The organism is Flavobacterium taihuense (assembly GCF_019351435.1).
In the GTDB taxonomy this organism is placed as follows: Bacteria; Bacteroidota; Bacteroidia; order Flavobacteriales; family Flavobacteriaceae; genus Flavobacterium; species Flavobacterium taihuense.
Genome location: NZ_JAHWYN010000016.1, coordinates 33,480 through 59,348 on the forward strand (window position 1 = coordinate 33,480; position 25,869 = coordinate 59,348).

Consider the following 25,869-nt stretch of genomic DNA (forward strand, 5'->3'; position numbering starts at 1 on the left):
AACACTAATTTCATAAATTTTACAGATATAAAAAATGCCTCGAAAATTTCGAGGCATTTTTCTATTTAACAAAAGAATGATTCTTATTTTATGGCATCAATCTTGGCTTGTACCTCTGCATCTGTTCCTTCAAATTTCTGAACAACTTCAGTACCATTTAACGTTGTGGTAACGGTAGCACTTACCTTTCCGTTAAGATTTGTTTTTTCAATTCTCACTTCATTAGTCATAGACATTGTTTTTTTGGCACAACAAGCTTTTCCTTTTGGTGCAACAAATTTTCCGTCTTTATCATAATGAGACAAACACATTTCTTTTTGCTCGGGAGTACATTTTAGGCTGTCGCACATTTTGGAGCATTCCTCTTTGGTCATTTTAACACATTTGTCCATGTCGCATTTTCCCATCATCATTGCACCTTCTCCCATAGTGCATTTTTTCATCATGATTTCTTTCTTTTCACATGATCCTTTGCCATCAATTGTACTTTCACCGCTTCCTAAAATCGGAGCCATAACTAGTCCAATCAAACAAGTCAATTTGATTAAGATGTTCATCGATGGTCCAGAAGTATCTTTGAATGGATCACCAACAGTATCTCCAGTTACAGCTGCTTTATGGGCATCCGACCCTTTATAGGTCATTTCCCCATTAATCATAACACCTGCCTCAAATGATTTTTTTGCATTGTCCCAAGCACCACCGGCGTTGTTTTGAAAAACTGCCCAAAGTACTCCAGAAACAGTAACTCCAGCCATATAACCACCTAACATTTCTGCGATTAATTGATTGTTATCACCATACACTAATTTTCCTAAAAGAACAATAGCAATAGGAAAACCAATCGTTAAAACTCCTGGCAACATCATTTCGCGCAAAGCGGCTTTGGTAGAAATATCAACACATTTTGCATATTCCGGTTTTCCGGTTCCTTCCATAATTCCTGGAATTTCTTTGAACTGACGACGTACTTCATACACCATGTCCATCGCGGCTTTTCCTACTGAATTCATTGCTAAAGCTGAGAAAACTACGGGTATCATACCTCCAACAAAAAGCATTGCTAAAACAGGCGCTTTGAAAATATTGATTCCGTCAATTCCTGTAAAAGTTACATAAGCCGCAAATAAAGCCAAAGATGTTAAAGCTGCCGAAGCAATTGCGAAACCTTTACCGGTTGCAGCTGTTGTGTTTCCTACTGAGTCCAAAATATCGGTTCTCGTGCGTACTTCTTTTGGTAATTCACTCATTTCGGCAATTCCACCTGCATTGTCTGATATTGGACCAAAAGCATCGATTGCCAACTGCATTGCTGTAGTTGCCATCATTGCAGAAGCTGCTAATGCCACTCCATAAAATCCTGCCAAAGCATAAGAAGACCAAATCGCAGCTGCAAATAACAATACAGTTGGGAAAGTTGAGATCATTCCTGTTGCTAATCCTGCAATTACATTGGTTCCTGCACCTGTACTTGATTTTTGAACAATCGCCATAACTGGTTTTGTCCCTAATCCTGTGTAATATTCCGTTACGGATGAAATCGCTCCACCAACAACTAATCCGATAAGTGTTGCATAAAAAACACGCATCGACGAGATATCCATAGATCCTTCGCCAAAGAAAGTCATACTCATTGTTTCTGGAAGCATATATTGAACTAAGAAATAACAGGCGATAGCTGTTAAAACAATAGAAACCCAGTTTCCAATATTCAATGCTTTTTGAACTTGTGCTTCTTTAGCATTCTCGTCTGTGATTTTAACAAGCATTGTTCCAACTATAGAAAACAAAATTCCAAAACCAGCAATTGCCATAGGTAATAAAATAGGTCCTATTCCGCCAAAAGCATCCTGAATGTTTCCTCCCATATCTTTTATCACATAATTTCCAAGAACCATTGCTGCTAGAACGGTTGCTACATACGATCCGAATAAATCGGCACCCATTCCTGCAACGTCACCTACATTATCTCCAACGTTATCTGCAATTGTAGCAGGATTACGAGGGTCATCTTCTGGAATTCCAGCTTCTACTTTACCAACTAAATCAGCACCTACATCGGCTGCTTTGGTGTAAATTCCTCCACCCACACGGGCAAACAAAGCAATCGATTCAGCTCCAAGAGAGAAACCTGCTAATGTTTCTAAAACAATTGTCATATCTTCTGTAGAAGTCCATTGTCCTTTCATGAATATTTGGAAGAAAACAATAAAAAAACCGGTCAACCCTAAAACAGCTAAACCGGCTACGCCTAATCCCATTACAGTTCCACCACCAAAAGAGACTTTCAAAGCTTGTGGTAAGCTCGTACGAGCGGCCTGAGTAGTTCTTACATTGGTTTTTGTTGCGATTTTCATTCCCATATTTCCTGCTAATGCTGAGAAAAATGCTCCGAACACAAATGCAACCACTATTAATATATCTGTTTTAACTCCGGGGATTTGAGTGACTCCTGCTAATACAATACTTGCGATTAATACAAAGACAGCCAATAATCGGTATTCTGCCTTTAAGAAAGCCAAAGCTCCTTCATATATGTGATCTGATATCTCTTTCATTTTGCCGTCTCCAGGATCCTGTTTTAAAACCCAAGATCTTTTGATAGCCATAAAAATAAGCCCTATTATTGCCATGAAAATTGGCACATAAATCATAATTGAATTCATAAAATATTCTTTTTGGTTTGTTAATATAAAAATTGTAATCGATAGCAATTTAAACAAAAAAAAGCAACACTCATTGAAGAATATTGCTTTTTTTATAAAAATTAAGGGTGAAAATTATTTAATACTAAATAATCCTTCTGGTTTATTTTCGATTTTCTCAAAACGCTCTGTGCATTCTTTAATAATGGCATACGCTTCGTTTACATCTCCCCAGCCTTCAACATCTACTTGTTTGTTTTCAAGGTCTTTGTAGACTTGGAAGAAATGCTCGATTTCTTTCAATAAGTGTGGATTGATATCAGAAAGGTTTTCTAATGAGTTCCAAATTGGATCTGAAACTGGTACACAGATTACTTTTTCGTCCGGTCCTTTATCATCTGCCATGTGGAATACTCCAATTGGTTTTACTTCCATTACACAACCAGGGAAAGTAGGTTCGTTTACCAATACCAAAACGTCTAATGGGTCACCATCTAAAGCTAAAGTCTCAGGAATGAAACCATAATCAGCTGGGTACATCATAGAAGAGAATAACATTCTGTCAAAACGCATTCTTTTTATTTCAAAATCGTACTCGTATTTATTTCTACTTCCTCTTGGTATTTCGATTAATACATCAAAAGTTTTTAATTTGTCTGCAGTCATTATTCTTTTATCTTTTCTTAATTTATTAACGACTGCAAAAGTAATCAAACTATACTTTTTAGCAATAAAAAAACACAATATATAACTATAACGTTTTCGTTAAAGTTGCTGAGTTGCTTTTCTTGGATAAAATAAAACGGCTTATTCTAAAAGCCGCATACTTAATGTAGTGTGAAATTTTGAATTTCTATCTTGAACTATTAAATCATTGTTTCTATTATATCGTCTACATTCAAAATTGGTTAATTCTTGCATGGCATCCAGTTTTTTTAGTAATAGTCTTCCGTTATCCATTTCTTTAAAATCTAATAAAACAGTTACTTTGTTATAATTCCATTCCGATTCAAATTCTGGGTGTTTAAATACTGGATTCCTTGGAGATGAATCCGAATAATATTTATAGGGCTTTGTGTTTTTAAAAGCTATCCGGATTATATTAAAATTTTTATTGTTAAATGTAAAATAGCCACAAAAATATTTATCGGTTGTGAATTGAACTGTAGTGACATTATCTATTTTTGACATTTCATACTTGTAATTATAACTCAGATGAAAAAAATCAAAATCGATAACATGTAAACTATCGTAAAATATGGATAAAGAAAGCCAAGAATCATTACGTGGTTGATAATTAAAATAAGGAGAAGTATCTGTATGAAAAGGATTTTTCGGGTCATCAAGTAACATATAGTGAATATAGAATTGATCTAAAGTTTCTATGTCCAAATGATTTACCATTACCTTGTTAACTAATGTATCGCTGTTGTCTTTTACTGAAAAATGTTTGGTTGCATAGTCAACATATCCTAGATTGTAATTTTCTCTCAAATTATATCTGATTTTTTCTAGAATAGTTTTAATTTCTTTTCTATTCATTTTTTTATCAGAGATAACAACATCTTTTAATTGTATTGTGTCTTGACAATATATGTTTTGTAAAGCAAAGAGCAGGAGTACTAGCAGATACGATTTTTTCATTGTAATTTAAGTTAGTGGTTAGGATAGTTATTTTGCTTTTATTTAACAGCAATAATCGTACCATAACCATTTTAAAGAAATACTAAAATAAATTGTATTGTTGCTTTATTCTATTCTTATTTAATATATTAAGTTTTCATAATTCAAGTTTGAAACTAATAAACGATTGTTCGTTTACGCTTTTTTAGATAATAATGCCAAAGCAAAAATGTAGCATAAGAGCGGTATGGACTCCATTGTTCAGTATGAATTTCCATTTCTTGTTTGTCGTGAATGTCAAGCAGTTCTTTAATTGTATTTACGACTGCAATGTCACCTAGTGGAATTAAATCGGGTTCTTGAAGACAAAACATCAGGTAAATATCGATGGTCCAATTTCCGATTCCTTTTAGTTTGATTAATTCTTCACGAACTTGTTGCGCTGATTTTGCAGACAAACCTTCAATATCGAGTTCTTTATTTAGTGCAGCTTGAGCTAATATTTTTATATAATTTGTTTTTTGACGGCTAACTCCCAAAGCTCGAAACTCTTCGTCGGGCAAAACGGACATCGTTTCTGGATCACAGGTTGTGTGTGCTTTGATTTTTATAAATGTGGCTTTCGCCGAATCGATGGAAACCTGCTGTTCTAAAATCAATAACACCAAAGTCTCAAAACCTTGAGGTCTTTTCGGGATTGTCGGTAATCCGTAAGTATCTATAATGTATTTGAAAATAGGACTTTTTTGAAAAAGATGGTCGATGGCTTGCTGCATGATTTGATTATTTTTTAGCCCAGATTGCTTCGCCAGTTCGCTTCGCTCGTGTTAAATGAAAAGCCTTATGAAAAAAACTGCTAATTTTTGTGAAAGTAAAAAAAGCGACCAATCCCGATAGCTATCGGGACTCTTTTTACTTTTTTACAAAAATAGCAGTTTTTGAGTAAGCTTGTAATGGATAGCTGGATAAAGCTTCTAGAAATAGAATCCAAACGATCCTTTTACGGTAAATCTATTCGTGTTTGGCGTGTCGAGATAGCTCCCTCTCCAAGAAAAATCCAAACGGAATACTTTGAAGATGTTCCCAATTCCTGCGTTGTATTCCCAATATACATTCTCGGGAGCTACATATTCTAGACCCGAAGCATTGATGGCTCTATTGGCATCCGAAACGGTTCCGTAAGCGGCTTTGACACCTACAAATTCTCTCCAGTTGAGTTTTCGCATAAAAGGAACTCTGGCAAACAGCCTTCCGTTGAAATCATGATTCCATTGGAATGTGGCATATTTATCGGTTATGAATTCGTAATAATTAAGATTACTGAACGTATTTTCAATAGTAAAAAAGGTCTGGTTTCCCGGTACAATACTCAACAAGCCTAAAGGAACAGTTCCGAAAGTTTTTCCAAGTTCCAAAATCAAATTAGTGCGACCAAGCGGGCCAATGACAATGGGTTGTTTATAGTATATTTCGAGTTTTTTATAATTAAAATCACTGTTGATAATTCCTTTGTAACCTTGACTGTAATTGACAAATAGAGTTGTGTATGGACTATTGGCTATGCTTCTTTCTACTCCGTATGCTATGGTTCTTCGATTGGGTGTGTACTCAGCCTGAATGTTGAACTCGGACTGGGTAGTGTTGCTTTTTACAACTCCAGCGGGATTTGCTGCTGATGGCAAAGTGGTATAATAATCCAAGCTAAAGACTGGCGAGGCTGATTCCAGGGTTTTGTAGGTGACTCCCGCTTGAAGCGTTAGGTTTTTGATGGGTTCCATTGCAATGTAGGCATTGGTCAATCCTATATTGGTTAATTTTCCATTGGATCCTGTGGTAAAAAAGGCTGAAGAACCAAAATTCCTAGCCAATATATCATTGGTTGTGGTCAAACTGGCTCCCAATTGTTCAATGTCACGCCTATTTCCTCCAGAAATAATAATTCGGTTTTTCTTGTCAATCATCCATTTTCCGGCAAAACCGTATTTGAACTTTTTATCATCAAAACCGTAGGCTGTAAAAGCTTGCAAACGCCATGGATCATTTGGACCAAAATAAGTTCGACCGCCTAATTGCACTCTAAAACCTTCGACCTCATTGTATCCAAAGGAGGAGAAAAGCGGACCGAAATCAAATCCGTCATAATTGATATAGCCGCTCGCCAGGATTGTTACCAAGTTTGTAAGTCGCTTAAAAGCTGGGACTGTATTCAAGGTGTCTAGCATTTTGTAAACGCCTTCTTCGTCCTTGGTTAATTTTTCAAAACGATTCTCTTCCCAATATTCATCACTCTTTTTGTACACTTCATTGTCGATAAAATTCACTTCTTCCTTGTAGAAATTAGCGGGTTTTTCGATATTGAATTTGTGGTTTTGGTAATAAGTAGTTCGCTTTCCGTAAACGCCTTTTGATTTTTCTTTTTTGTTTACCGCAAAATCAGACATCAAATAATCTTTGGTCAACAGAAAAATAGAATCGTTCAAGACATCAAATTCCTGTTCTACATAAATATCTTTTACCCAGTTGATATTGGCACTTTTGGTAACGGCCATATTGATTTTTTTGATGGCAAAAGTGGTGTCATTCACCCAAAAATCTCCTTTGAAAGTCAGTTCGTTTTTTCGTCTTGGATAAAAAACAATATTGTAGCACCATTTTTTATCAATATAAGCACTGTCTTTCAATACATAGTTATAAACGTCAATTCCTGTTGTGGAAAGAGGACTGGTAAAGCTTTTGTCGAATAAGGCAATGTAATTATTGTAGATGTTATAATCCGAATACAAATCCTTTATAAAAGACAAAATTTGCTGATTTCCTTCAAATCCAGAAGTCTTATTGGCTTTTGTAATTTCTTTTATTTTGGGGATTTTATTATCTCCATAAACGTCTATTAGTGCTTCATTTACAAAAATGGGCAAATAGGTTTTTCCCGTTACTGTAGAAGTGTCTACATGGTCGAAAATGAATTCCATTCCTTTGAAAATTTTTTGTTTTCTGTAGGCACTATCAATAGAATTGATATCAAATTCTACTTTTTCATATTTCTCCATTTGGTATTGGTCAAATTGATACAGACCATTTTTGCGCTTTTTCTCCCAAATTTTTCTCAGAATATCAAGTGCAGGATTGTTCTTTTTGGACGTTTTTCCGGTATAAACGACTACCTCTTTCAAGGCTTCCTGCTCGCTTAATTCAATTACAAAATTATAATTGACTGATTTAGTTAGGGTGATTTCTTTTTCAGAAAAACCAACTGAGCTCACAACTAATGTACTATAGCTATTTGGAGACTCCATATAAAATCGCCCATCTTCATTGGTAACTGTTCCAATACTGGTGTTTTTAAAAACAACATTTGCAAATGGGATAGCCTGTTTGGATTTGTCAACAACAATACCACTCACTTTTGTTTGAGCAAAAATTGGACTTGCTAGTGCAAATAAAAAAAAGACGATAACCGTTAAGATTTTCTTCATGATATATAAAAAAAAGCTTCATCAAATTGGAGTATTGATGAAGCTTTTCAAATAGTTATATTCGATTATTTGTATAATACTTTCTTAACCGCTTTCACAACATCTGCAGCATTTGGCAACCATTCTTTCAATAATACTGGAGAATATGGTGCTGGAGTATCAGCAGTTGTAATACGTTGAATTGGAGCATCAAGAAAGTCAAAAGCTTGTTCTTGAACCAAGTAAGCAATCTCAGAAGAAACACTTGCAAAAGGCCAAGCTTCTTCAAGAATAACCAATCGGTTTGTTTTTCTAACAGAAGTTAAAATTGCTTCGTTATCCATTGGACGAACCGTTCTCAAGTCAATAATTTCACATGAAATACCTTCTTTTGCCAATTCATCGGCAGCGATATAAGCTTCTTTGATAATTTTTCCGAAAGAAACAATAGTTACATCAGTTCCTTCACGTTTGATATCGGCGACTCCAATAGGAATAGTATATTCTCCATCTGGCACTTCACCTTTGTCACCATACATTTGCTCTGATTCCATGAAAATAACTGGGTCATTATCACGAATAGCCGATTTCAATAAACCTTTGGCATCATAAACATTGGATGGAACCACAACTTTAAGCCCTGGAGTATTGGCAAACCAGTTCTCGATAGCTTGAGAGTGAGTTGCTCCCAATTGTCCTGCCGAAGCAGTAGGCCCACGAAAAACGATTGGCACATTAAATTGCCCTCCGGTCATCTGACGCATTTTGGCAGCATTATTTATAATTTGATCAATTCCAACCAAACAAAAGTTGAAAGTCATATACTCAACGATCGGGCGACATCCATTCATTGCTGATCCTACTGCAATTCCAGTAAAACCAAGCTCGGCGATTGGCGTGTCAATTACTCTTTTTTCACCAAATTCGGCAAGCATTCCTTTAGATGCTTTGTAGGCACCATTATACTCTGCTACCTCTTCACCCATTAAGTATATGGACTCATCGCGACGCATTTCTTCGCTCATTGCTTCACAAATGGCCTCTCTAAATTGTATCGTTCTCATATTTATATAGTCTGTGTGTAATTTTTAGAAACGCAAAAATAATTATTTTAAATTACTTAAAAGCATAAATTACTTTAAAATAACAAGGATTTATGCTATTGTTTTTTTTAGGAGCTATTTCCAGCTATCCGCTATATCTTCATGTGGTCTCGCTAGAAAAAAACGAGACCACATGAAGGATGCCGCTCCTATCTGGGCTAGGGAATTGTTGCTGAATTGGAAATTTATGGCAGCATAACTTCATTTGGATGAATGTCGAGATCTGAATAAGCTACTTAAATCACAAAATTAGGTCAGTTATTTATAATAATTCTGATTAAAACCTTTATTGCACTATTGTGTTTTGCGAAATCGTAATAGTTGTTGAAAATATTATGCACGCATAGTATATTATTCAATTTATTATTTTAAATTTGTCAAAGAAAAAAAAGAATTTAATATATATTATTATGAAAATATTAGTTTGCATCAGCCACGTTCCTGATACTACTTCAAAAATCAACTTCACTAACGGAGACGCTGATTTTGATACCAATGGGGTTCAATATGTAATTAATCCAAATGACGAATTTGGTCTAACTCGTGCTATTTGGTTTCAAGAGCAACAAGGTGCTACAGTAACCGTGGTGAATGTTGGCGGACCGGATACAGAGCCCACTTTGAGAAAAGCATTGGCTATAGGAGCAAATGAAGCCATTCGTGTTAATGCAAATCCAACAGATGGTTTTTTTGTAGCCAAACAATTAGCCGAAGTAATTAAAAATGGAGGTTACGATGTTGTAATTGCTGGTAAAGAGTCATTAGATTATAATGGAGGTATGGTTCCTGGTATGATTGCGGGTATTTTAGGATACAACTTCTTAAATTCCTGTACAGGGATTACTGTTGAAGGAACTAATGTAACTGCCGTTCGTGAAATAGACGGTGGAAAAGAAACAGTAAGTTCTTCATTGCCTATTATCATCGGAGGTCAAAAAGGAATTGTAGAGGAGAAAGATTTGCGTATTCCAAACATGAGAGGAATTATGACTGCCAGAACAAAAGTATTAACAATACTTGAGCCAGTTGATGCCGCCGTAAATACAAAAGCGGTTAAATTTGAAAAACCAGCTCCTAAATCGGCGGTTAAATTAATTTCAGCTGATAATTTGGATGAATTAATCAATTTATTGCACAACGAAGCGAAAGTAATCTAGTAATCATTTTTTAGTGTTTAGTGTCAGTTTTTCAAATCTGAACTTTGAACTCTAAAATTTAAACTCATAAATCACATGTCAATATTAATATATGCAGAATCTGCAGAAGGAAAATTTAAAAAAGTAGCATTAGAATTAGCTTCTTATGCAAAAAAAGTAGCCGAATCATTAGGCACAACAGTTACTGCTGTGACTGTAAATGCAGTAGATGTTTCGGAATTGTCAAAATATGGCGTAGACAAAGTCTTGAAAGTAAATAATGATAAATTAGCTGGCTTTACAGCCAAAGCTTATGCGGATGTTATTAAACAAGCCGCTCAAAAAGAAGCTACTAAAGTAGTTTTACTGTCTTCTACAACAGACAGTATTTACTTAGCTTCATTGGTAGCTGTAGCATTAGAGGCTGGTTATGCTTCAAATGTGGTTGGTTTACCAGTGAGTACTTCCCCTTTTCAAGTAAAAAGAACCGCTTTTTCAAACAAAGCTTTTAACATTACAGAAATTAGCACTGATGTAAAAGTGTTAGCTCTTGCCAAAAACTCTTACGGTATTTTCGAAAGTGCTTCATCATTAACAGAAGAAGATTTTAATCCAACAATTGGTGATGCTGATTTTGGTGTAAAAGTAGTATCTGTAGAGAAAGTTTCAGGTAAAGTGTCTATTGCCGATGCTGATATTGTTGTTTCTGCAGGACGTGGCCTTAAAGGTCCTGAAAACTGGGGAATGATTGAAGAGTTAGCTTCTGTTCTTGGAGCAGCAACTGCTTGTTCAAAACCAGTTTCAGATTTAGGATGGAGACCTCACGGAGAACACGTAGGACAAACTGGTAAGCCAGTTGCTACCAATTTATACATTGCTATTGGAATCTCCGGAGCAATACAGCACATTGCAGGAATCAACTCTTCTAAAGTAAAAGTGGTTATCAATAGTGATCCGGAAGCTCCTTTCTTTAAAGTAGCCGACTATGGAATCGTAGGAGATGCATTCGAAATTGTACCACAATTAATAACTAAATTCAAAGCTTTTAAAGAGCAACAATCATAGATATTTAATTTCTACTATAATTAGCTACCTAAAAATAAGATAATCGTATCTTTGCTTTAGGTAGCTTTTTTGTTCGATAAATTTTGATTAAAATTGCACTTTATTTGAACCAAAGAAAAAGACACAATTAATATAGTACATTGTACTTTCCATTATACAAACATGAGCTTAGTTAAATTATCCATAAAAGGAATTTCATACAGTCAAACTCAAAATGGCGCTTATGCGTTAATCTTAAATGAGGTTGATGGGGAAAGAAAATTGCCTATCGTTATTGGGGCATTTGAAGCCCAATCTATAGCAATTGCTTTAGAGAAAGAAATTAAACCACCACGCCCTTTAACTCATGATTTGTTCAAAAACTTTGCAGAACGATTTGATATTGTAGTAAAACAAGTGATTATTCATAAGTTAGTAGATGGTGTTTTTTATTCCAGTATCATTTGCGAAAGAGACAAAATCGAAGAAATAATTGATGCCAGAACTTCTGACGCTATTGCTTTAGCCATTCGATTTAATGCACCTATTTTTACTTATAAAAACATATTAGACAAAGCGGGTATATATTTAAAAGCAAATCCTCTTGAATCAGATACGCCAAATGATATAGAAGATATTCTTTCAAATCCAGAAACTTTTGGTCAAACTGAGAGTAACGAATCTGGGAATACTTATTCTAATCATACGTTACAGGAATTGAATGAATTGTTGCAGCAAGCAGTAGAACATGAAGATTATGAAAAAGCAGCTAAAATTCGGGATGAAATTTCTAAGAGATAATCATAATGTTTAACTGTTGATTTGTTTAATCAGTAAATCGATAAGCAAATCAGCGATTAGCCAAATCAAGAAAAAATGAAGCAATACTTAGACTTAGTACAACATGTTATGAATAACGGTTGTCAAAAAGGAGATCGCACCGGAACTGGGACAAAAAGTGTATTTGGTCATCAAATGCGATTTGATTTAAGTGAAGGGTTTCCGATGGTAACAACCAAAAAACTACACCTTAAATCCATTATATACGAATTACTTTGGTTTCTTAAAGGCGATACCAATATCAAGTACCTTCAGGAGAACGGAGTAAAAATCTGGGACGCTTGGGCGGATAGTAATGGTGATTTAGGCCCCGTTTACGGCCACCAGTGGCGTAATTGGAACAGTGAGGAGATTGACCAAATTTCGGAACTTATTACCGAATTAAAAACAAACCCAAATAGCCGAAGAATGCTGGTTTCAGCATGGAATCCATCTGTATTGCCAGATACTTCTAAGTCATTTGAGGAAAATGTTGCCAATAATAAAGCAGCCTTACCTCCTTGCCATGCCTTTTTTCAGTTCTATGTAGCTTCTCCTGATGAATCCAAAGGAGAAAGCAAAGGAAAACTTTCCTGTCAGTTGTATCAACGCAGTGCCGATATTTTTTTAGGAGTTCCCTTTAATATAGCATCATACGCTTTGTTGACGATGATGATTGCGCAAGTTTGTGACCTTGATGTTGGTGAATTTATCCACACATTTGGGGACGCACACATTTACAACAATCATTTTGAGCAACTCGAATTGCAATTGACTCGTGAGCCAAAACCATTGCCAAAAATGATTTTAAATCCCAATATAAAAAACATCTTCGATTTTGATTTTGATGATTTTACACTAATTGGGTATGAGCCACATGCCTCAATCAAAGGAAATGTAGCCGTTTGATAAAATGATAAAAAAATCCGCTTTTAGGCGGATTTTTTTAATATACTGCTACACTACTAATACACTGTTTTCGGTTCCTGCAAAATCATTCCATTTGAATGAATCAGCTTCTGGCTCATTTACATACGCTCCGTCTATCACATATTTGAACTCGTAGGCTGAATCTTTGCCTAAATCGAAAGTTCCTTTAAAAGTGCCATTTTTTAATTTGCTTAAAGAGCCCTCTTCTATTTTCCAATTGTTAAAGTCACCAATTACAGCTACTTTACTTGCCTCTTTTGCTTCTACAGAAAATGTAACCTTACAAACGGGCTTAGTTTTTATGAATTGCTTTTTTATAGACATAACTATTTCATTTTTAAAGTTGTAACAAAGTAAATGAAATAATTTGAAGTTTGCACATGGGGCTTGATTTTTAGTATAATAGCAAAAAAAATACTCCTTTTTTACTTTATAAAAGAAATTGCATCGTTTAAATTTTAATTTCAAATTAAGAAAACGATTTCTTATTAAATATTCAACAATCAAAACCGCGACTTTTAAAAATTAATTTTACCTTTATGAGCAAAATTGTACATCATGGAAAAAGAATTACACGAACAATATGAATATGCCAGAAACCGCATAAAACAAAAAAAAAGGCTGTATTACCATTTTGTCTTTTTTATGTTGGTCAGTATTTTTTTGGTTGCAGCAGCTTATTTTTTTGATAATGGATTAAACATACATTGGTGTATTTGGGGGATTACTTTATGGTTGTTCTTTTTTGTTTTGCATTTCATAAAAGTTTTTATAACGGATCGTTTTATGAATAAAAATTGGGAGAGAGATCAAATTGACCGACTGGTCGCTTTGCAGCAAAAGAAAATAGCTCAATTAGAATCCAAAATAGAGGAAAATAATTCAAAATAAATTTCAGAAATATGATAATTATGATTGCTGCTGTAGCAGAAAACAACGCACTAGGAAAAAACAATGCACTCGTCTGGCATCTGCCTAATGATTTTAAGAGATTCAAAACCTTAACTACAGGCCATCATATAATAATGGGAAGAAAAACATTTGAAAGTTTCCCTAAACCGCTTCCAAACAGGGTTCATGTTGTTATAACTAGGCAGAAAGATTACACTCCTGAAGGGTGCATAGTTGTGGATAGCATCGAAAAGGCGATAGCTATTTGTCCAGAGAATGAAACTTCGTTTATTATTGGTGGCGGAGAGATTTATAATTTGGGACTTCCGTTCGCGGATCAACTTGAAATAACGAGAGTGCATCACAGTTTTGAGGCCGATGCTTTTTTTCCAGAAATCAGTTCCCATGATTGGAAAGAAATTCAAACTGAATTTAACCCGATAGACGACAAACATCTATTTGCTTATACGTATCAAACTTTTACTAAAGTATAAAGGTTTTGATATTTTAATAGCAAGATAATATTACGCAAAAAAGCATCCTAATCTTTAGGATGCTTTTTTTAAATGATTAGCGGAATGACCTATTCCTGTACTAAGATTTGATAACATAATATACAAATCACAAATATCAATATTATCCCAGATATGAAGACAATATAATTTGATAATCTTTGAGAGTACAACTCAAAAAAGCCTTTAGTACCAAATACCACGAAGGTACTAAAGGCAAAGAAAATTAAAATTTCCAAAAACAAATTTAATCCTAAGAACGTATTTTGCGCTTTTAACATAATACTGCCATTGCTGACCGTACCGTCAAAACATAATACAAGAACAAATGAGATAAATAGCGCAAGAATCATCCATTTGCTTTGGGCCATTAATTCCCGTCTAATCATTTAAAAAATATTTAAATTTTAAAGTACAAACATCAGTAATAAAAACAGTTTTCACAATACCCACTTTTAGTGATATTTCAATTATTTTCCTTTTTTTTTAAATCAGACTATAATTGCGAAATGTTTTACAAAAATCAACATATAAAATAAAATAGTATCCAATCCAAAAAACACATTTATAGTTTATGCAGTTTGTTTATATTTGTACAAATTAAAAAAATGCCGAAAGAAATCACGCCTTATAAAAATTCCACACTTAGTAAAAAAGAGCAAGTTGCAAAAATGTTTGACACCATTTCTGGAAATTATGACAGTCTGAATCGTGTCATCTCATTTGGAATAGATGTTAAATGGAGAAAGAAAGTATTGCAATTGGTTGCCAAAACCAACCCTGAAAACATTCTAGATATTGCAACGGGCACTGGAGATCTGGCAATTTTATTGGCACAAACTAAAGCGAAAAAAATAATTGGGTTGGATATTTCCGCTGGAATGCTTGAGATAGGCGAAAAAAAAATTGAGGCAAGACACCTTTCCCAAACTATTGAAATGGTCTTGGCAGACTCTGAGAATATGCCTTTTGAAGATAATTTTTTTGATGCTATAACCGTAGCATTCGGAGTAAGAAATTTTGAACATCTTGAAAAAGGGCTTTCTGAAATTTTGAGAGTATTAAAACCGAATGGGATTTTTGTTATTTTAGAAACCTCTGTGCCGGATAAAACCCCATACAAACAAGGGTACAATTTTTACAGCAAAAATATTCTACCAATGATAGGAAAGCTATTTTCAAAGGACGATGTAGCTTATGGTTATTTGTCTGAATCAGCTGCTTCTTTTCCTTATGGGGAAGCCTTGAACAATATTTTACGAAAAACTGGGTTTATAAATGTAGAGGCTTTACCGCAAACCTTTGGCGTAGCCACGATTTACACTGCCTCCAAAAAACAATACTGAAAACATTCGGCATAAATATGAAAAAAGTAATTGTATTAATTCTATTGAGTATTGCCACAAAAGGGAACGCACAATCAAAAGGAATTTTCAGTAAGGATCCTATCATAAACCTAGAAAATTGGCAAAAGAAAAAACTGTATTTTGGTTTTTTTTTAGGATTTAACTCTTATGATTTCAAAATTGATTACAAAACCGTAGGGCCTGATATACAAATAGACAACACAACTGGTTTCAATGTAGGGCTAGTAACCAACTTTAGAGTACAAGAATATTTAGATCTCCGTTTTGAACCTGGTCTTTATTATTCAGACAGAACGTTGCATTACCCTCCTAACACTAGTTTTAATTCTTCTAGTGATGCAATAAGAGAAATAAACAGTACTTATATTAATTTTCCATTATTGTTGAAATTTTCTTCACTTAGAACTGGAAATGTTCGCCCTTATTTACTGGGAGGGGTGTCGGCTAATCTAAATTTATCGAGTAATGCAAAGTCCTTGGATGACAATCTGGAAGAACGATTTCGGGTAAAAACATGGACGACTAACTACGAGTTGGGTTTTGGGATTGATATTTTTTCAGAATACTTTATATTCTCACCTTCTATAAGAGGTCAATTTGGCATTTCTGATGAATTAATTCGGGATAAAGACCCTAACAGCCCTTGGACAGGAAATATCGAATCGATGAAATCGAGAGGTTTTTTAATTAACTTCACCTTCCATTAGAGAGAAAATCATATTTAATTTAACCTTCTAAATTCACTTAAAACAATAGATGTCGCTGTAGCTACGTTTAAACTTTCGGTAATTTGGAGCTCTCCAAAACGCGGAATGGCAAGTCTTTTTGTAATTAAATTTTCGATACTTTCAGAAATTCCGTTAGCTTCATTCCCCATGATGATAATTCCTTCTTGAGGCAGATTCATTTTATAAATATTTTCTCCATCCATAAACGTTCCAAAAACGGGTAATGAAGTATTCGAAATAAAGTCGTTTAAATCAATATAATTTACATTTACTCTTGCAATTGAACCCATTGTAGCTTGAACTACTTTTGGATTGTAGATATCGACTGTTTCTTTGGAACAAACTAATTGTTGAATTCCAAACCAGTCACACAGTCGCAGTATGGTTCCCAAATTACCTGGGTCTCTTATAGAATCTAATGCTAGAATTAAGCCCGATTCGATGATTTTGCTTTCCAACGGGATTCTGAATACCGCCAAACAAGTATTAGGCGTAGCCAAAGCACTAATTTTATTTAATTCATTTTCGGAAATAATACTTTTTTTATTAGCAGTAATTTCATTAAAATCTTCTTTGGTTGTATAAAGATGCTCCAACTCAAAATTTGATTTTACTAATTCTTGAATTACTTTTACGCCTTCGGCAAAAAACAATTGATTCCCAAAACGATGTTTTTTTTGGTGCAAACCTGATATAAGCTTTATTTGGTTTTTACTAAGCATAAAAAAAATGTACTTTTGATTTAATATTTCACAACAAGAACTCCCAGATGAATAAATTTTTTTCTTTCTTTATTATAAAAAAATGGTTTGCTGAAGATCTTAGTCAATCCATACTTTTTAAAAAGAAAAAGAATGTTGCAAAAATATCATTATTTATTCTAATTAGTGTGCTTTTTTATGCCTGTAATTCGGAAAAGAGAGTTCCCGCCAGAAAACAACTTCTTATCAAAAACAAAGTCTTTGAAAATGGCAAATTACTAAAGAATCAAACCATCTACGATCAATTATATCAACAACCCAATAGTTCTCTATTAGGATACCGAATGTTGTTAAATATTTACAATTTGGCCAATCCAAATCCAGATTCAACTTTTAATCTGAAATATTTAAATAACAAGAAAAAATACGACAGGGAAGTCAAATGGCTTTCAGCAAAACAGATTGAAGGACTCCGTAAGTCTTTTTGGTACCTTGGAATACATAATTTTTTGAAAGAAACTGGAGAGGCCCCAGTTATTGCAGACACATTAAAATCGAGCAAATCATTAATGCGCCTGAAAAGTTATTATTCTAATAATGGTTACTTTGATGTAAAAGCAGTCTATAAGAGTGATTCTTTAGGGGCCAAAAAAGCCCAAATGAAGTATTATTTGACAACGGGAAATCCATATTTCATTGACACTTTGAGAACGGCAATTGAAACACCTGTTTTGGACTCTATTTATAAAACGGGAAAACCTCTTATTGTTGTTGGCAAACAATACAAAACAGAAGATTTTGAAAATGAAAAAAGCAGAATCACAACTCTTTTTAGAAATAATGGAGCCTTCCGATTTCAATCTAATTATGTGACTTTCGATATTGACACCATTCAAAAAAAAAATAAGGCAACTGTCACTTTGAATGTTGGAAATTATTCCTATCAGGAAAATGATTCAACTAAAAATGAACCATTTAAATTATATAAAATAAGCGATATTAAGATTTATACAGATTACAAAGCGGAAAACCACAATTCAACTATTAAGGATAGTGCGACATACAACAACATGCATTTGTATGGTTTTGAAAAAATAAAATACACTCCCCATGCAATTACAGATGCAGTTTTTATAACTAAAGGAAGTTTCTTTAATGACACCAAAACTGTTTTAACCACTAGATATTTGAATAATTTAAAGATATTTAATTACCCCACCATACAGTATGTAATTGACCCGAAAGACACAACAGCCCAATCTTTGATTGCTAAAATTTATTTGACACCTCGTAAAAAATATAGTTTTGGATATACTTTGGATTTTACACATTCAAATATTGAAGATTTTGGTATTTCAGGAAGCATTACAGAGACCGTTCGGAATGTTTTTAATGGGGCTGAGACTTTAGAACTTTCGGCTAGAGGGAATATAGGTGCTTCAAACGACATTGCAAATTCAAATGATAGTTTTTTTAATGTTTCGGAATATGGTTTAGATGCCAAATTGAATTTTCCTCGAATTATTTTTCCAATCAAAACTGAAAAAATAATTCCAAAGAGTATGATTCCTTCTACCGTGTTTAGCCTTGGTCTCTCTAAGCAAACCAATATTGGGTTGGACAAAGAAAATTTCACAGGATCATTTTCGTATAATTGGACTCCTAAAAAAAATACCACCGCTCGATTTGATCTTTTAAATTTCCAGTATGTTCGCAATCTGAATCCTGAAAATTATTACAATGTCTATACTAGTTCCTACGATGCGCTAAATGATATTGGAAAAACATACAATACTAATCCAGATTATGCAGATAATAATGGAAATTTAATCATAGAAAGCGGAACTTTAGGATTTACGAAAGATGTTCTAACCGGCGAAACATCATTAACGCCAAATGATTCGGAATATCAGGATGTAAATAGCATTGAGCAACAAAGAATAAGACTTACTGACAATGATTTTATATTGGCTACCAATTTTAATTTTACCAAAACAAGCAAAAAAGACATACAAGACAATGACTTCTATACTTTTAGAACCAAAATAGAATCTGCAGGAACATTGTTATCTGCAGTCTCAAAAGCAGCAAATCTACCTAAAAATGTATTAGGAAATTATGAAATTTTTAATTTAGAATATTCCGAATATATAAAAACAGAATTTGATTTTATTAAACATTGGAATGTAAATAAAGCAAATGTTTTTGCCATGAGAGCCTTTTTCGGAATTGCTTTGCCTTATGGAAACTCAAACACTATTCCATTTTCAAAAAGTTACTATGCAGGAGGCTCTAATGATAATAGAGCATGGCAACCCTATAATCTGGGACCTGGAAGCAGCTCCTTTTCCAATGATTTTAATGAAGCCAATATGAAAATTGCTATCAGTGGAGAATATCGCTTTTTGATTGCGGGGAAATGGAATGGAGCTCTTTTTGCAGATGCTGGAAATATTTGGAATGTATTTGATGCGGTTAAATACGAACCTGCAAAGTTTTCTAGTATAAAGGACTTAGGTGAAATGGCGCTTGGTACTGGATTCGGAATTAGGTACGACTTAGGTTTTTTTGCAATTAGAGTCGATATGGGGTTCAAAACATACAATCCTGCCTTAGAAATAGGGCAAAGATGGTTTACACAATATAATTTTGCAAATTCAGTATTTAATTTTGGCATCAATTACCCTTTCTAAGTGCTAATTAATTCTTATTTTTGCAAACTATAATCTAAAAACTAAAAAAAAACAATTAAAAGAAAAATTACAATGGCACACAATATCAAACCCGGAGTAGCTACAGGCGATCAAGTACAAGAAATTTTCAATTATGCAAAAGAAAAAGGATTTGCACTTCCAGCTGTAAATGTTATTGGATCGGACACTATTAATGGAGTACTAGAAACTGCTGCAAAACTAAAAGCACCGGTTATTATCCAATTTTCAAATGGTGGAGCACAATTTAATGCAGGAAAAGGACTTTCAAATGCTGGAGAAAAAGCTGCTATCGCTGGTGGTATTGCTGGAGCAAAACATATTCATACCTTAGCGGAAGCCTACGGAGCAACTGTTATTTTGCATACGGATCACTGTGCTAAAAAACTTTTACCTTGGATTGACGGACTATTGGATGCTTCAGAAGAACATTTTGCGGCAACTGGAAAACCGTTATTTTCATCTCACATGATTGATTTATCTGAAGAGCCAATCGAAGAGAATATCGAAATCTGTAAAGGTTACTTAGAAAGAATGAGCAAAATGGGAATGACTTTGGAAATCGAACTTGGAATCACTGGTGGTGAAGAAGACGGTGTAGACAACTCTGACGTAGATAGCTCCAAATTATACACTCAACCTTCTGAAGTATCTTATGCATACGAAGAATTATCAAAAGTGAGCCCAAGATTTACAATTGCTGCTTCTTTTGGAAACGTACACGGTGTTTATAAACCAGGTAACGTGAAATTGACCCCAAAAATCTTAAAAAATTCTCAAGATTACGTTCAAGAAAAATTCAAAACTGGACCAAATCCTGTTGATTTTGTTTTCCACGGTGGATCAGGCTCTACATTGGAAGAAATCAGAGAAGGAATTAGCTACGGTGTTGTAAAAATGAATATTGATACTGACTTACAATTTGCATTTACTGAAGGAATCCGTGACTTTATGGTAAACAATATTGAATATCTTAAAACTCAAATTGGAAATCCAACTGGTGCTGATGCTCCAAACAAAAAATACTACGACCCAAGAAAATGGTTGCGTGAAGGTGAACTAACTTTCATCGCAAGACTTGAGCAAGCATTTGCTGACTTAAACAATGTTAATACACTATAAAAAATGCTATGTTTTCAGTTTTTAGTGTTCAGTTCTCAAGCTGATAATTTGAACACTAAAGCTGATTACTAACACTGAATACTTGATTACTGAACACTGAATACTATATAAATGGCTTGGTTTAAAAGAAAAGAAAAAGGAATCACTACGGCTACTGAAGACAAAATGGACATTCCAAAAGGACTTTGGTACAAATCACCTACAGGAAAAATTATTGATGCCGAAGAATTGGCTCGTAATCTATTTGTAAGTCCCGAAGATGGTTTCCATGTTAGAATCGGGAGTGAAGCCTATTTTGATATTTTATTCGACAATAATGAATTTGTCGAATTAGACAAAAATATGACTTCCAAAGATCCATTGCATTTTGTTGATACCAAAAAATATGCAGATCGATTGAAAGAGGTGATGGAAAAAACACAGCTTAAAGATGCGGTCCGCACTGGAGTTGGAAAATCCAAGGGAAGAGAATTGGTAATATGCTGTATGGATTTTGCCTTTATTGGTGGATCTATGGGAGCAGTTGTTGGAGAAAAAATTGCAAGAGGAATTGATCATGCTATCAAAAACAGACTGCCTTTTGTAATGATATCCAAATCAGGAGGTGCCAGAATGATGGAAGCAGCTTATTCATTAATGCAATTAGCAAAAACATCTGTAAAACTAGCGCAACTAGCCGAAGCAAAATTGCCTTACATTTCACTTTGTACAGATCCAACGACTGGAGGAACAACAGCTTCTTATGCAATGTTAGGAGATATCAATATTTCTGAACCAGGCGCTTTAATTGGTTTCGCTGGTCCACGAGTAGTGAGAGATACAACAGGTAAAGATTTGCCAGAAGGATTTCAAACTGCCGAATTTCTACTCGAACATGGTTTCTTAGATTTTATTACGCCTAGAAAAGAATTGAAAGATAAGATTAACTTATACATCGATTTGATTCAAAACAATGATATTAGATAAATTAAAAATCCCGATTTCTCGGGATTTTTTTTATATTTTGTTTTATAAAACACAATTTATCTATTCTATTAATTGCTTGGTTTCCCCTTTTTGAGTTCTTTTTCGGCTATTTTAAAAACCTTTTTTTCACGCCACTTGGCATAGCGCTCTTTAAAAACCACTTTTATTGCACTATCAACAGCACCGTGCATGAACAAACTCCAAACACTAGCCATTTTTCTGGTCAGCGACCGATCCCAAGCTCTCAACGTCAAAGAGAAAGACCCATCAATATAACGCATCCAATGCCACATTCCTGTAGGCATGAACAAGGTATCACCATGTTCCAGAAAAACCTCATAACCCTCTACCCCTTTTAAAGCCGGGAATTTTTCAAAATCGGGATTGGCAACATCATAATCTTCTAAAGCATAAGTTGTATTGGGAAGGCAGTACAGTCTCTTTTTCCATTTGTTGTCAAATAGTATAATGTGTTTACGACCTCCGAAATGAGTATGAAAAAGATGAGGCAAGTCAATATCGTAATGCAAAAAAGTAATAGCTTTAGAACCTCCAAAAAACATGGCAGGCATACTTTCAATAAAGCCTCCCATTAAATCTTTGGGAATTTTTACATCATTAATCAAATCAGGTTTGTGTTTGAATAGATTTAAGAAAAAAATACGTAATTCTGTCGGCTCTCTTTTTATTAAATCTAGATACTCTCCAAATTTCATGCTGGCTATGGAAGCATTGATTACTTTGGTTGGATCTGCTTTTGAATTATCTACTAGTTTTACTTCGATATCGCCCGCAATTTCCTTGAAATAATCGGTTGTCCATTTTTCCCTGGCAGGCCAATCTTTAGTAAGCCCTTTTATGATTAATGGTTTTCTTTTGTTTAAATATTTTTTTTTAAATTCTTCTCGAGTAATAGACTCAACAGTATCTACATTTTTTAAAATAAAGCTCATTTACACTATTTTAATTGTTCGGACGTTTTTACCAAAAGTAGCTAAATATTTACCGGTGTCAAAATTTACAATAAAATAACATAGGGAAAACTTGTTACATTCCAGTTCTAATGGCTTCAACCGGGTCCAGTTTGGAAGCGGCTATGGCGGGAAGAATCCCCGAAATAAGTCCTATTACAGCTGCTAAGCCCGTTCCTAAAAGAATATTTCCAAGCCCCAAAACAAATTCAAAATCTAATGCATTGGTCAAAATCAAAGCGATAATCCAAACCATAAGTAATCCGATGATTCCCCCAAGTACCGAAAGTATTATAGCTTCAAATAAAAACTGAAATAATATAAAACGGTTTTTGGCTCCCAATGATTTTTGAATTCCAATTAAATTGGTTCGTTCTTTTACAGATACAAACATAATATTGGCAATTCCGAAACCGCCGACTAGTAATGAAAACCCACTGATGATCCAGCCCACCACATTCATTTGACCAATAATACCATCGATGAGATCGAGAAATCCTGCGAAAACATTAATGAAAAAATCATCAATTTCTCCGGCTTTCAATCCTCTGAAATTTCTAAGTTTTTGGGAAATTTCACTTTTATACTCCTCCATATCCACACCTTTTTCGGGTTTGAATATAATGACATTCGTCAAATTGGGATTATTATCCCCATATAATCTGCGGACAAAATTAACAGGAATAAAAGCGGATGAATCATCGCTATCGCCAAACATACTAGATCCTTGCTTTTTTAAAATTCCAATTACCGTAAATCGCTGCCCATACAACCGCACATTTTTCCCAATAGGTTCCGAATCACCAAAAAGGCTTTTTGCAATATCATCACCGAGTACAATTACAGGGGCTCCTGAGTTGGCTTCAGATTCATTATAAAATCGTCCTTTTTCAAATTCCAAACCTTGTATGTCAATAAACTCATGTGAAACAGGTACAATATTTACATCACTTACGGCATTGGATTCGTATTTTATAGTCTCTCTTTTGGTAAATATTTGATATCCTAATTGATCGGTATGGGTCATAGCACCCTTTAAATAAACGTATTCCGAATATTTTACATTGGGAAATTGTTCTCTTTTCCATTGTGGTATATCCGAAGGACCGAATGAAAATTTTAATAAATAGATAGTATTTTTATCCAAACTACTTAAGTCTTTTGATATTTTCCTATCCAATGAATCTACCGCGGCAAGTACCGCTATTATTGAGAAGATACCAATAGTAACCCCCAATAAAGAAAGCAATGTTCGCAATTTATTACTGCGTAAGGCATTCATCGCAAAACCAAAACTTTCTTTTAATAATCGTAGGTAAACTAACATAGTTTTAAATTTGTGTTACTGTAAAATTCTATCTTTTTATTTCTTCCGAAAAGTATTTAAAATTTGGTTGTCATCCCGATAATTATCGGGAGCTTTTTTATTTTAATACGAAGTAATTTCATTGTGCAGGTTTCAAAAACCTAAAATAAATACATTTAACAATTGGTATGTTATTTTAAGAGATTGTTACATTTTTTTATTGAATTATATTATCAAAAAAAACTATTTTTGCACTTTATAATCATAACTACTAGATGAACACAACAAAAACAATCCAATCAGCATTAATTTCGGTCTTTTCAAAAGAAGGCCTTGAACCAATTGTAAGAAAATTACATGATCAAAATGTAATTTTTTATTCTACAGGAGGAACCGAGGAATTCATAAAAAATTTAGGAATTCCCGTAATCCCAGTTGAAGATGTAACTTCCTATCCTTCTATTTTGGGCGGACGTGTAAAAACATTGCATCCAAAGGTTTTTGGAGGAATCCTGAACCGTCAAGATAACGAAACTGATGTACAACAAATGCAGGAATACAATATTCCGCAAATTGATTTGGTAATTGTTGACTTATACCCATTCGAAAAAACGGTTGCTTCTGGAGCAAGTGAAGAGGATATTATCGAAAAAATAGATATTGGTGGTATTTCATTGATTCGCGCCGCTGCAAAAAACTTCAACGACACGGTAATCGTTTCATCTATGGATCAATACGGTTTGTTTTTGGATATGATTACGAATCAAAATGGAATAACAACATTGGCAGACAGAAAATTATTGGCCACCAAAGCTTTTCATGTTTCTTCTCATTACGATGCTGCTATTTTTAATTATTTCAATACGGATGAAACGATTTACAAAGCTAGTATAGAAAACGGACAAGTATTAAGATATGGTGAAAATCCACACCAAAAAGGATTTTTCTTTGGAGATTTTGATGCCATGTTTACCAAAGTTCACGGTAAAGAATTATCATATAACAATTTACTGGATGTTGATGCTGCGGTAAATTTGATTAATGAATTTAAAACAGACGGACCAACATTCGCTATTTTAAAACACAACAATGCATGTGGATTGGCAACAAGAGACACCATTTGCGAAGCCTATAATGTAGCTTTGGCTTGTGACCCAACCTCAGCTTTTGGAGGTGTATTGATTGCCAATACAACAATTGATGTGTCAACAGCTAATGAAATCAACAAATTGTTTTGTGAAGTCGTTATCGCTCCGTCGTATGATGCGGAAGCAATTGCTATTTTACAAGAAAAGAAAAATAGAATTATTTTAATTCAAAATGAAGTCGAATTACCTCAAAAACAAGTAAGAACGTGTTTGAATGGATTATTGATTCAAGAAAGAAACAATATCACTGATACTAAAGCAGACTTAAAAACCGTTACAGTAACAGCACCTACAGAGCAAGAAATTGAAGATTTGATTTTTGCTTCTAAAGTGTGCAAAAATACCAAATCAAATACCATTGTATTTGCTAAAAACGGAACTTTAATTTCTTCGGGAACAGGACAAACTTCAAGAGTAGACGCATTATTGCAAGCCATTGAAAAAGCCAAAGTTTTTGGATTTAGTTTAGAAGGAGCTTCTATGGCAAGCGATGCTTTTTTCCCATTCCCAGATTGCGTTGAAATTGCAAAGAACGCTGGAATAACAGCCGTAATTCAACCTGGAGGATCAATCAAAGACGAATTGAGCATTAATTATTGCAATGAAAATAATGTTGCAATGGTATTTACAGGAACACGTCATTTTAAACATTAATTTGTTTAACTTTGTGCGTAATTTATTTATAACTTTT

22 protein-coding genes are annotated in these 25,869 nt (G+C 34.2%); 12 read left to right on the forward strand and 10 right to left on the reverse strand.

The annotated features are described in order from the left end of the window. Nucleotides 1-83 precede the first annotated feature (83 nt). The 6 genes from KZH69_RS15785 to KZH69_RS15810 all read right to left on the reverse strand — a co-directional run bounded on the left by KZH69_RS15785 (nucleotide 84) and on the right by KZH69_RS15810 (nucleotide 8,787). Entirely contained in the window at nucleotides 84-2,666 is a 2,583-nt protein-coding gene (locus KZH69_RS15785; protein ID WP_219318441.1) for a sodium-translocating pyrophosphatase, read from the reverse strand. Nucleotides 2,667-2,780: 114 nt separating this feature from the next. After that, nucleotides 2,781-3,311 carry an inorganic diphosphatase gene (locus KZH69_RS15790; protein WP_219318498.1) on the reverse strand — a complete coding sequence of 177 codons (531 nt, stop codon included), beginning with the start codon at nucleotides 3,309-3,311 and terminating at the stop codon, nucleotides 2,781-2,783. 141 nt (nucleotides 3,312-3,452) lie between these two features. After that, entirely contained in the window at nucleotides 3,453-4,187 is a 735-nt protein-coding gene (locus tag KZH69_RS15795; RefSeq protein ID WP_219318442.1) for a hypothetical protein, read from the reverse strand. A 257-nt stretch (nucleotides 4,188-4,444) separates the two neighbouring features. Then, nucleotides 4,445-5,044: a DNA-3-methyladenine glycosylase family protein gene (locus KZH69_RS15800; RefSeq protein ID WP_219318443.1), complete on the reverse strand. Its 600-nt coding sequence runs from the start codon at nucleotides 5,042-5,044 to the stop codon at nucleotides 4,445-4,447. 198 nt (nucleotides 5,045-5,242) lie between these two features. Further along, a complete protein-coding gene (locus KZH69_RS15805) occupies nucleotides 5,243-7,744 on the reverse strand; it encodes a DUF5686 and carboxypeptidase-like regulatory domain-containing protein (RefSeq protein ID WP_219318444.1) in 2,502 nt (833 codons plus the stop codon). Nucleotides 7,745-7,809: 65 nt separating this feature from the next. After that, entirely contained in the window at nucleotides 7,810-8,787 is a 978-nt protein-coding gene (locus KZH69_RS15810; protein WP_100433072.1) for a pyruvate dehydrogenase complex E1 component subunit beta, read from the reverse strand. 449 nt (nucleotides 8,788-9,236) lie between these two features. Between KZH69_RS15810 and KZH69_RS15815 the strand changes: the two genes are divergently transcribed. The 4 genes from KZH69_RS15815 to KZH69_RS15830 all read left to right on the forward strand — a co-directional run bounded on the left by KZH69_RS15815 (nucleotide 9,237) and on the right by KZH69_RS15830 (nucleotide 12,734). Next, complete coding sequence (locus KZH69_RS15815; RefSeq protein WP_219318445.1) at nucleotides 9,237-9,983, forward strand: electron transfer flavoprotein subunit beta/FixA family protein; 747 nt, start codon at nucleotides 9,237-9,239, stop codon at nucleotides 9,981-9,983. A gap of 75 nt (nucleotides 9,984-10,058) precedes the next feature. Next, nucleotides 10,059-11,027: an electron transfer flavoprotein subunit alpha/FixB family protein gene (locus KZH69_RS15820; RefSeq protein ID WP_219318446.1), complete on the forward strand. Its 969-nt coding sequence runs from the start codon at nucleotides 10,059-10,061 to the stop codon at nucleotides 11,025-11,027. Nucleotides 11,028-11,189: 162 nt separating this feature from the next. After that, nucleotides 11,190-11,807 carry a bifunctional nuclease family protein gene (locus KZH69_RS15825; RefSeq protein WP_219318447.1) on the forward strand — a complete coding sequence of 206 codons (618 nt, stop codon included), beginning with the start codon at nucleotides 11,190-11,192 and terminating at the stop codon, nucleotides 11,805-11,807. A gap of 75 nt (nucleotides 11,808-11,882) precedes the next feature. Beyond that, on the forward strand, nucleotides 11,883-12,734 hold the full coding sequence (locus KZH69_RS15830; RefSeq protein WP_219318448.1) for a thymidylate synthase: 852 nt from the start codon (nucleotides 11,883-11,885) through the stop codon (nucleotides 12,732-12,734). 48 nt (nucleotides 12,735-12,782) lie between these two features. On the opposite strand, the gene KZH69_RS15835 is transcribed toward KZH69_RS15830, so the two are convergent. Next, entirely contained in the window at nucleotides 12,783-13,079 is a 297-nt protein-coding gene (locus KZH69_RS15835; protein WP_219318449.1) for an isoamylase early set domain-containing protein, read from the reverse strand. Nucleotides 13,080-13,313: 234 nt separating this feature from the next. On the opposite strand from KZH69_RS15835, the gene KZH69_RS15840 reads away from it, so the two are divergent. The 4 genes from KZH69_RS15840 (at nucleotide 13,314) to porT (ending at nucleotide 16,232) form a co-directional block, all read left to right on the forward strand. Continuing rightward, nucleotides 13,314-13,646, forward strand: coding sequence for a 2TM domain-containing protein (locus KZH69_RS15840; RefSeq protein ID WP_219318450.1), 333 nt, complete (start codon nucleotides 13,314-13,316; stop codon nucleotides 13,644-13,646). 11 nt (nucleotides 13,647-13,657) lie between these two features. Further along, entirely contained in the window at nucleotides 13,658-14,140 is a 483-nt protein-coding gene (locus tag KZH69_RS15845) for a dihydrofolate reductase (protein ID WP_219318451.1), read from the forward strand. Between the two features lie 626 nt (nucleotides 14,141-14,766). Beyond that, nucleotides 14,767-15,504, forward strand: a complete 738-nt coding sequence (gene ubiE / locus KZH69_RS15850) for a bifunctional demethylmenaquinone methyltransferase/2-methoxy-6-polyprenyl-1,4-benzoquinol methylase UbiE (RefSeq protein ID WP_219318452.1) — start codon at nucleotides 14,767-14,769, stop codon at nucleotides 15,502-15,504. A 17-nt stretch (nucleotides 15,505-15,521) separates the two neighbouring features. Then, on the forward strand, nucleotides 15,522-16,232 hold the full coding sequence (gene porT, locus KZH69_RS15855) for a type IX secretion/gliding motility protein PorT/SprT (protein WP_219318453.1): 711 nt from the start codon (nucleotides 15,522-15,524) through the stop codon (nucleotides 16,230-16,232). A gap of 14 nt (nucleotides 16,233-16,246) precedes the next feature. On the opposite strand, the gene KZH69_RS15860 is transcribed toward porT, so the two are convergent. After that, entirely contained in the window at nucleotides 16,247-16,975 is a 729-nt protein-coding gene (locus KZH69_RS15860) for a TrmH family RNA methyltransferase (protein WP_219318454.1), read from the reverse strand. Between the two features lie 47 nt (nucleotides 16,976-17,022). On the opposite strand from KZH69_RS15860, the gene tamL reads away from it, so the two are divergent. The 3 genes from tamL to accD all read left to right on the forward strand — a co-directional run bounded on the left by tamL (nucleotide 17,023) and on the right by accD (nucleotide 21,753). Beyond that, nucleotides 17,023-19,647 (forward strand): translocation and assembly module lipoprotein TamL, encoded by a 2,625-nt coding sequence (tamL, locus tag KZH69_RS15865; protein WP_219318455.1) that lies wholly within the window; start codon nucleotides 17,023-17,025, stop codon nucleotides 19,645-19,647. A 72-nt stretch (nucleotides 19,648-19,719) separates the two neighbouring features. After that, nucleotides 19,720-20,787 (forward strand): class II fructose-bisphosphate aldolase, encoded by a 1,068-nt coding sequence (fbaA, locus tag KZH69_RS15870; protein ID WP_219318456.1) that lies wholly within the window; start codon nucleotides 19,720-19,722, stop codon nucleotides 20,785-20,787. Between the two features lie 111 nt (nucleotides 20,788-20,898). Continuing rightward, nucleotides 20,899-21,753, forward strand: a complete 855-nt coding sequence (accD, locus tag KZH69_RS15875; protein WP_111411141.1) for an acetyl-CoA carboxylase, carboxyltransferase subunit beta — start codon at nucleotides 20,899-20,901, stop codon at nucleotides 21,751-21,753. A 68-nt stretch (nucleotides 21,754-21,821) separates the two neighbouring features. Here accD and KZH69_RS15880 read toward each other — a convergent pair whose 3' ends face one another. Both KZH69_RS15880 and KZH69_RS15885 read right to left on the reverse strand, forming a co-directional pair. Continuing rightward, nucleotides 21,822-22,706, reverse strand: a complete 885-nt coding sequence (locus KZH69_RS15880) for a cupin-like domain-containing protein (protein ID WP_219318457.1) — start codon at nucleotides 22,704-22,706, stop codon at nucleotides 21,822-21,824. A 94-nt stretch (nucleotides 22,707-22,800) separates the two neighbouring features. Further along, on the reverse strand, nucleotides 22,801-24,051 hold the full coding sequence (locus KZH69_RS15885; protein ID WP_219318458.1) for an ABC transporter permease: 1,251 nt from the start codon (nucleotides 24,049-24,051) through the stop codon (nucleotides 22,801-22,803). 254 nt (nucleotides 24,052-24,305) lie between these two features. Here KZH69_RS15885 and purH point away from each other — a divergent pair, with 254 nt between their 5' ends. Further along, complete coding sequence (purH, locus tag KZH69_RS15890) at nucleotides 24,306-25,832, forward strand: bifunctional phosphoribosylaminoimidazolecarboxamide formyltransferase/IMP cyclohydrolase (RefSeq protein WP_219318459.1); 1,527 nt, start codon at nucleotides 24,306-24,308, stop codon at nucleotides 25,830-25,832. The last annotated feature ends 37 nt before the right edge of the window (nucleotides 25,833-25,869 follow it).

Excerpts from the sequence above, each read along its gene's own strand:
- KZH69_RS15825 (WP_219318447.1), top strand. The coding sequence starts at position 11,190 with ATGAGCTTAGTTAAATTATCCATAAAAGGAATTTCATACAGTCAAACT.
- fbaA (WP_219318456.1), top strand. The coding sequence starts at position 19,720 with ATGGCACACAATATCAAACCCGGAGTAGCTACAGGCGATCAAGTACAA.
- KZH69_RS15845 (WP_219318451.1), top strand. The coding sequence starts at position 13,658 with ATGATAATTATGATTGCTGCTGTAGCAGAAAACAACGCACTAGGAAAA.
- KZH69_RS15835 (WP_219318449.1), bottom strand. The coding sequence starts at position 13,079 with ATGTCTATAAAAAAGCAATTCATAAAAACTAAGCCCGTTTGTAAGGTT.
- KZH69_RS15860 (WP_219318454.1), bottom strand. The coding sequence starts at position 16,975 with ATGCTTAGTAAAAACCAAATAAAGCTTATATCAGGTTTGCACCAAAAA.
- KZH69_RS15785 (WP_219318441.1), bottom strand. The coding sequence starts at position 2,666 with ATGAATTCAATTATGATTTATGTGCCAATTTTCATGGCAATAATAGGG.
- KZH69_RS15840 (WP_219318450.1), top strand. The coding sequence starts at position 13,314 with ATGGAAAAAGAATTACACGAACAATATGAATATGCCAGAAACCGCATA.
- KZH69_RS15820 (WP_219318446.1), top strand. The coding sequence starts at position 10,059 with ATGTCAATATTAATATATGCAGAATCTGCAGAAGGAAAATTTAAAAAA.
- accD (WP_111411141.1), top strand. The coding sequence starts at position 20,899 with ATGGCTTGGTTTAAAAGAAAAGAAAAAGGAATCACTACGGCTACTGAA.
- KZH69_RS15800 (WP_219318443.1), bottom strand. The coding sequence starts at position 5,044 with ATGCAGCAAGCCATCGACCATCTTTTTCAAAAAAGTCCTATTTTCAAA.
- KZH69_RS15795 (WP_219318442.1), bottom strand. The coding sequence starts at position 4,187 with ATGAATAGAAAAGAAATTAAAACTATTCTAGAAAAAATCAGATATAAT.
- KZH69_RS15790 (WP_219318498.1), bottom strand. The coding sequence starts at position 3,311 with ATGACTGCAGACAAATTAAAAACTTTTGATGTATTAATCGAAATACCA.
- ubiE (WP_219318452.1), top strand. The coding sequence starts at position 14,767 with ATGCCGAAAGAAATCACGCCTTATAAAAATTCCACACTTAGTAAAAAA.
- KZH69_RS15810 (WP_100433072.1), bottom strand. The coding sequence starts at position 8,787 with ATGAGAACGATACAATTTAGAGAGGCCATTTGTGAAGCAATGAGCGAA.
- KZH69_RS15830 (WP_219318448.1), top strand. The coding sequence starts at position 11,883 with ATGAAGCAATACTTAGACTTAGTACAACATGTTATGAATAACGGTTGT.
- KZH69_RS15815 (WP_219318445.1), top strand. The coding sequence starts at position 9,237 with ATGAAAATATTAGTTTGCATCAGCCACGTTCCTGATACTACTTCAAAA.
- KZH69_RS15885 (WP_219318458.1), bottom strand. The coding sequence starts at position 24,051 with ATGTTAGTTTACCTACGATTATTAAAAGAAAGTTTTGGTTTTGCGATG.
- tamL (WP_219318455.1), top strand. The coding sequence starts at position 17,023 with ATGAATAAATTTTTTTCTTTCTTTATTATAAAAAAATGGTTTGCTGAA.
- purH (WP_219318459.1), top strand. The coding sequence starts at position 24,306 with ATGAACACAACAAAAACAATCCAATCAGCATTAATTTCGGTCTTTTCA.
- KZH69_RS15880 (WP_219318457.1), bottom strand. The coding sequence starts at position 22,706 with ATGAGCTTTATTTTAAAAAATGTAGATACTGTTGAGTCTATTACTCGA.
- KZH69_RS15805 (WP_219318444.1), bottom strand. The coding sequence starts at position 7,744 with ATGAAGAAAATCTTAACGGTTATCGTCTTTTTTTTATTTGCACTAGCA.
- porT (WP_219318453.1), top strand. The coding sequence starts at position 15,522 with ATGAAAAAAGTAATTGTATTAATTCTATTGAGTATTGCCACAAAAGGG.